Here is a 6,409-nt window from a genome sequence, read left to right on the forward strand (position 1 = left end):
GTATTGCAGCAGAAGGTCTTACATCTATCAAGGTTGAGGGAAATGATGCTGTTATTCTTGAAGTAAACTCTGAAACAGACTTCGTTGCAAAAAATGAAGGCTTCCAAGTTCTTGTTAAAGAATTAGCTGATCATCTTTTAGCGAAAAAGCCTGCTTCAGTTGAAGAAGCTCTTGCACAAACTATGGATAATGGTGCAACAGTTGAAACTCATATTAATTCTGCTATCGCAAAAATTGGTGAAAAGCTTACACTTCGCCGTTTTGCTGTTAAAACAAAAACAGACAGCGATGCATTTGGCGCATACTTGCATATGGGTGGACGCATTGGTGTGTTAACTGTAGTTGAAGGTACAACAGATGAAGATGCTGCTAAAGATGTATCTATGCACATTGCAGCATTAAACCCTAAATATGTGTCACGTGACGAAGTTTCAGCAGAAGAAGTAGAGCGTGAGCGCCAAGTATTAACACAGCAAGCTTTAAATGAAGGAAAACCTGAAAATATCGTTGCAAAAATGGTAGAAGGCCGTTTAAGCAAATATTTCGAAGATGTTTGTGTAAACGACCAAGCATTTGTTAAAAACCCTGACCAAAAAGTTGGTAAGTTTGTAGAATCAAAAGGCGGAAAAATCCGTGAGTTCGTTCGCTACGAAGTTGGAGAAGGCATCGAAAAGCGTGAAGACAATTTCGCAGAAGAAGTAATGAGCCAGGTTAAAAAATAATAAACTTACTATAATACATCAAGATTTGCTTAAATAGGGAACACACTGTGTTCCCTATTTTTCAAAGTGCGTTTACGCATTTCGATTTTTTACATATGGAGGTCTTTATGAGTAACCCAAAATACAAACGCGTCGTTTTAAAATTGAGTGGAGAAGCTTTAGCAGGAGAGCAAGGCTTTGGAATTAACCCTGCCGTCATTAAGTCAGTTGCAGCACAAGTAAGAGATTTAGCTCAATTAGGAGTTGAGGTTGCAGTTGTTGTTGGCGGTGGAAATATATGGCGTGGGAAGATTGGGGAAGAAATGGGAATGGACAGAGCAAATGCCGACTATATGGGCATGCTTGCAACTGTTATGAACTCTTTAGCACTTCAGGATAGCCTTGAGCAGCTAGGAGTTGAGACAAGGGTTCAAACCTCAATTGAGATGAGACAAGTAGCGGAGCCATATATTCGCAGAAGAGCAATTCGCCACCTAGAGAAAAAGCGAGTTGTTATTTTTGCAGCTGGTACAGGCAACCCTTATTTCTCAACAGATACAACTGCCGCTTTACGTGCAGCGGAAATAGAAGCGGAAGTTATCTTAATGGCGAAAAACAATGTTGACGGTGTATACTCTGCTGACCCGCGTATTGATTCGAATGCCAAAAAATATGAAGAATTATCATATTTAGACGTCTTAAAAGAAGGGTTGGCTGTAATGGATTCAACAGCATCTTCTTTATGCATGGACAATGATATTCCATTAATTGTTTTCTCCATTATGGAACAAGGGAATATTAATCGTGCCGTTATGGGTGAAACAATCGGAACAATTGTGAGGGGGAAAAAATAATGGCAAAACAAGTAATTGCGAATGCAAAAGAAAAAATGACAAAAGCAATTCAAGCATATACTCGTGAATTAGCAGCGATCCGTGCAGGGAGAGCCAATGCTTCCTTACTTGATAGGATTACTGTTGACTATTACGGGGCGCCAACGCCAATTAATCAATTAGCAGGCGTTTCTGTTCCTGAAGCACGACTTCTAGTCATTCAGCCTTATGATAAATCAATTCTTGGTGATATTGAAAAAGCCATCCTGAAATCAGATATCGGTTTAAACCCATCAAATGATGGAAATATTATTCGACTATCTATTCCGCAGCTTACAGAGGAGCGCCGAAAAGAGTTGGTTAAACAGGTGAAAAAGGAATCAGAAGAAGCAAAAATTGCTATTCGTAATATTCGTCGTGATGGAAATGATGAATTAAAGAAGCTGGAGAAAAATGGGGAAATCACAGAAGATGATTTACGTGGTTACTCTGACGATATCCAAAAGCTAACAGATGAGCAAATTAGTAAGATCGATTCCATTACAAAGGATAAAGAAAAAGAAGTACTTGAAGTGTAATGGCATAACTACCCTCTATCATTAGGGGGTTTTTTCAATCTTTTAGGTACAAATTACCGTGACAAAAAAATAAATACATATTAAGCATATTCTTAATTTAGTTATCTATACATACCCTTTTATAGAGATAACTTTCATGATTTTTGGTATGATAAAACAATAAAGAAAATGAACTCTATCTTGTCCTTACCAGATGTACTGATCGGCAAGTTTTCTTTTCGGAGGTAAGAAAACCTATCTAAAGGAGCATTTTTATGTTAAATAAAATGAAACAATGGAGAAATCAGAATAGCTCAACAGGACTCCGAGAGAGAATCTTGAAAATTCAAGAGCTTCAGATTCCTTCACATGTAGCGATTATAATGGATGGCAATGGCAGATGGGCAAAGAAAAGAGCGCTTCCTCGTGTAGCGGGACATCATGAAGGAATGAAAGTAGTTCGAAAAACAACTAAATTAGCCAATGAGCTTGGGATAAAAACATTAACACTGTATGCTTTCTCAACTGAAAATTGGAAGAGACCTAAAATGGAAGTGGATTTTTTAATGAAGCTCCCAGAAGAGTTTTTAGGGACATTTCTTCCTGAGCTAGTAGAAGAAAATGTACGAGTGCAAATGATGGGCTATAAAGAAATGTTGCCTACACATACAAGAAATGCGATTGAGAAGGCAATGGAAGATACGAAGGATAATACTGGGCTCATTTTGAATTTTGCTCTTAATTATGGAAGCAGGGCAGAAATTATTGAGGGAATCAAACTTGTCTTAAAAGATTGCAATAGTGGTATAATAAATGAAAGTGAATTAAATGAGGAAATTTTTTCAAACTATTTAATGACGAAAGACTTGAATGACCCTGATTTATTAATCCGAACAAGCGGGGAAATCCGCTTAAGCAATTTTATGCTTTGGCAGCTTGCATACACTGAGTTTTGGTTTACTGATGTTCTATGGCCGGATTTTGGTGAAGAGCATCTTCTTGAAGCGATTGAGGTATTTCAGAACCGTCAGAGGCGGTTTGGCGGAGTTTAATAAAGGTGTGACGACATAGATGAAGCAACGAATCATTTCAGCGATTATATTTGGTGCAATTTTTTTGCCGTTAACGATTTTTGGTGGATTTCCATTCATTATTCTAGCCTATTTATTGGCATCCATTGCACTATATGAAGTATTAAAAATGCGCAAAATTAAGCTCTTTTCTATACCAGGGCTACTTTCTTTATTACTATTATGGGTAATGCTATTACCTAAACAGTTCCAGAATGCATATGAACCACTAAGCTATTCGAAAATTGAATTTGTCCTCCTCGCGGTTTTACTTTTTTTAACGTATACAGTAACAACAAAAAATCAATTTAATTTTGACGATGTTGCTTTTTCAATTCTTGCTGTACTTTATATTGGAATTGGTTTCTATTTCTTTATTGAAACACGTGAATCTGGACTAGTATATATTTTCTATTCCTTATTTATCATATGGGCAACCGACTCTGGAGCCTATTTTATTGGCCGTGCTATTGGGAAAAACAAGCTATGGCCTGAAATTAGCCCCAATAAGACAATTGAAGGTTCAATTGGTGGTGTCGTTTGTGCACTAATAGTGGCAGCGCTCTTTATTTTTTTCTCAGATATTAATGCCTCTTTTCTGCAGCTATCCATCATTACGATAGTCCTGTCTATTTTTGGACAAATTGGTGATTTAGTTGAATCCGCTTTGAAGCGCCATTATGATGTAAAGGATTCCGGTAATATCATGCCGGGGCATGGCGGAATATTAGATCGTTTTGATAGCTTATTATTCGTTTGGCCATTATTGCATTTTATCTATTTAATGTAGTTAGTTCTTTATGCAACAGGAGTTGAATTTGTTGAAGAATATTAGTTTAATGGGAGCTACTGGTTCAATTGGCACCCAAACGTTAGATATAATCAAGGAGCATCCTGATGAATTTAATCTAGTTGCCATGGCGGTTGGCAGAAATCTTGACTTGACTAGGAAAATCATTCATGAATTTCATCCAGAGCTTGTTTCTGTGTCAGATAGATCATCAGCTCAAATACTAGAAGCGGAATTTCCAAATATCACTTTTACATATGGCAATGACGGGTTATCAGAAGTAGCCGTTTATCATAAAGCAGAAATCCTTGTTAATGCAGTCACTGGCAGTATTGGGTTAACTCCAACTTTGCAAGCTATTAGAGAAAAAAAGACGATTGCTATTGCGAATAAGGAAACGTTAGTAACTGCTGGACACCTTGTCATGGAAAAAGTGAAAAAGAATCAAGTCTCTTTATTGCCAGTAGATAGTGAGCATTCTGCTATATTCCAGGCTTTACAAGGTGAAAAGCAGAAAAATATTGATAAGCTGATTTTAACTGCCTCTGGCGGATCTTTTAGGGACCTTACGAGACAAGAACTAGAAAATGTGACAGTTCATGAAGCTCTCAACCATCCTAATTGGTCCATGGGTGCAAAAATTACAATCGATTCTGCAACGATGATGAATAAAGGGCTAGAGGTCATTGAGGCACATTGGCTTTTTTCAATCAACTATAATGATATTGACGTTTTATTGCATAAAGAAAGCATCATTCACTCTATGATTGAATTTCATGACAGCAGCATTATTGCACAATTAGGAACACCAGATATGAGAGTTCCCATTCAGTATGCACTGACTTATCCAGACAGGCTGCCTCTTCCATCAGCAAAACGGCTGAACTTAGCGGAAATAGGAAAGCTCCATTTTCAGAAAATGGACATGGATCGCTTCCGCTGCTTAAGATATGCGTACGAAGCTGGTAAGGCGGGCGGAACGATGCCTTCTGTCTTAAACGCTGCAAACGAAGTGGCAGTTGCAGCCTTTTTAGAAGGAAAGGCAACTTTCCTGCAAATAGAAGATTTAATTGAAAAGGCTTTGAGTATTCACAAAAACATCTTAAATCCAAGTCTCACCGATATTCAGGAAGTTGATTTGGAAACGAGAAAATATGTAGACTCACTTTTAAGCTAAATAGCTTTTTAACTCAAAAAGATAATACTATGTTATCTTTTTAAAAAAGGTGGTTATATTTTGAGTACAGTTATAGCCTTTATTATCATTTTTGGGGCACTAGTATTTTTTCATGAATTAGGGCATTTTGTATTTGCGAAAAGAGCAGGGATCCTTTGCCGTGAATTCGCTATTGGCTTTGGACCAAAGGTTTTCTCACATAAAAAAGGAGAAACAACCTATACGATCAGGCTATTACCAATTGGGGGCTTTGTCCGCATGGCTGGAGAAGATCCCGAGATGATCGAAATAAAGCCAGGATTCAGGATTGGTTTATTATTTAATGAATCAGAACAAGTTAATAAAATTATTTTGAATCAAAAGGAAAAGTACCCAAATGCTAGGGTCATTGAGGTAGAGCATGCAGATATAGAGCATTCTCTAGTCATTAAAGGATATGTTGAAGGAGAAGAGGAAGATAAACTACAATCATTTACTATAAGCCCAAGTGCAGTATTAGTAGAGGATGGGGTAGAAACTCTTATTGCTCCTTACGATAGACAGTTTGCTTCAAAGACGCTAGGCCAAAGAACAATGGCTATTTTTGCCGGACCGATGATGAACTTTATTCTTGCCTTTGTCGTATTTGTACTTATCGGTGTGATGCAGGGAATTCCTACAAACGAGCCTGAGCTAGGGAAATTAACTCCTGATGGAGCTGCGGTATCGGCTGGATTAAAAGAAGGGGATATCATTCATAGTATTAACGGAGCAGAAATATCAAGCTGGTCAGATGTAGTTGAGATTATCCGCAAAAATCCGAACAAAGAGCTGCAATTCTCACTTGATCGAAACGGACAAGAAATCAACTTGCCTGTTACTCCGAAGGTTCAAGAGGTAGAAGGAGAAAAAATCGGTATTATCGGCGTTTATAGCCCAATGGAAAAATCGCCTATTAAAGCCATAACGAATGGGGCTATAGAAACGTATAATTGGACAAAAGAAATTTTTGTTATGCTAGGTAAATTAATTACTGGACAATTTTCTATTGATGCTTTATCAGGACCAGTTGGCATATATGTCTCTACAGACACAGTAGCTAAATCGGGGATATTTTATTTAATGAAATGGGCCGGAATACTGAGCATTAACCTAGGAATCATGAATTTACTTCCAATCCCTGCATTAGATGGCGGAAGATTGATGTTCTTCGCGGTTGAAGCTGTAAGAGGAAAACCAATTGACCGTCATAAAGAAGGAATGGTTCATTTTATCGGGTTTGCATTATTAATGCTATTAATG

7 protein-coding genes are annotated in these 6,409 nt (G+C 37.6%); all 7 read left to right on the top strand.

Annotated features, from left to right (window positions below; all coding sequences use genetic code 11):
* Positions 1-722, top strand: a 722-nt coding sequence (gene tsf / locus V7149_RS15720; RefSeq protein WP_335346554.1) for a translation elongation factor Ts, incomplete at its 5' end; no start/stop codon positions are given.
* A gap of 107 nt (positions 723-829) precedes the next feature.
* Positions 830-1,555, top strand: a complete 726-nt coding sequence (gene pyrH / locus V7149_RS15725; protein WP_335346555.1) for a UMP kinase — start codon at positions 830-832, stop codon at positions 1,553-1,555.
* The gene (frr, locus tag V7149_RS15730) at positions 1,555-2,112 is read left to right on the top strand and encodes a ribosome recycling factor (protein ID WP_335346556.1); all 558 of its coding nucleotides are present in this window, start codon (positions 1,555-1,557) and stop codon (positions 2,110-2,112) included. The genes pyrH and frr overlap by 1 nt, the downstream gene beginning before the upstream one ends.
* Positions 2,113-2,366: 254 nt before the next feature.
* Positions 2,367-3,143 carry an isoprenyl transferase gene (locus V7149_RS15735; protein ID WP_335346557.1) on the top strand — a complete coding sequence of 259 codons (777 nt, stop codon included), beginning with the start codon at positions 2,367-2,369 and terminating at the stop codon, positions 3,141-3,143.
* 19 nt (positions 3,144-3,162) lie between these two features.
* Positions 3,163-3,951 carry a phosphatidate cytidylyltransferase gene (locus V7149_RS15740; protein WP_335346558.1) on the top strand — a complete coding sequence of 263 codons (789 nt, stop codon included), beginning with the start codon at positions 3,163-3,165 and terminating at the stop codon, positions 3,949-3,951.
* A 31-nt stretch (positions 3,952-3,982) separates the two neighbouring features.
* The gene (locus V7149_RS15745) at positions 3,983-5,128 is read left to right on the top strand and encodes a 1-deoxy-D-xylulose-5-phosphate reductoisomerase (protein ID WP_335346559.1); all 1,146 of its coding nucleotides are present in this window, start codon (positions 3,983-3,985) and stop codon (positions 5,126-5,128) included.
* A 60-nt stretch (positions 5,129-5,188) separates the two neighbouring features.
* Positions 5,189-6,409, top strand: a 1,221-nt coding sequence (gene rseP / locus V7149_RS15750) for an RIP metalloprotease RseP (RefSeq protein ID WP_335346560.1), incomplete at its 3' end; no start/stop codon positions are given.

Source organism: Bacillus sp. JJ1503, from assembly GCF_036965125.1.
Classification (GTDB): Bacteria; Bacillota; Bacilli; order Bacillales; family Cytobacillaceae; genus Cytobacillus.

Bases quoted from the DNA above. Each gene is read 5' to 3' on its own strand.
- frr (WP_335346556.1), top strand. From the start codon at position 1,555: ATGGCAAAACAAGTAATTGCGAATGCAAAAGAAAAAATGACAAAAGCA.
- V7149_RS15735 (WP_335346557.1), top strand. From the start codon at position 2,367: ATGTTAAATAAAATGAAACAATGGAGAAATCAGAATAGCTCAACAGGA.
- pyrH (WP_335346555.1), top strand. From the start codon at position 830: ATGAGTAACCCAAAATACAAACGCGTCGTTTTAAAATTGAGTGGAGAA.
- V7149_RS15740 (WP_335346558.1), top strand. From the start codon at position 3,163: ATGAAGCAACGAATCATTTCAGCGATTATATTTGGTGCAATTTTTTTG.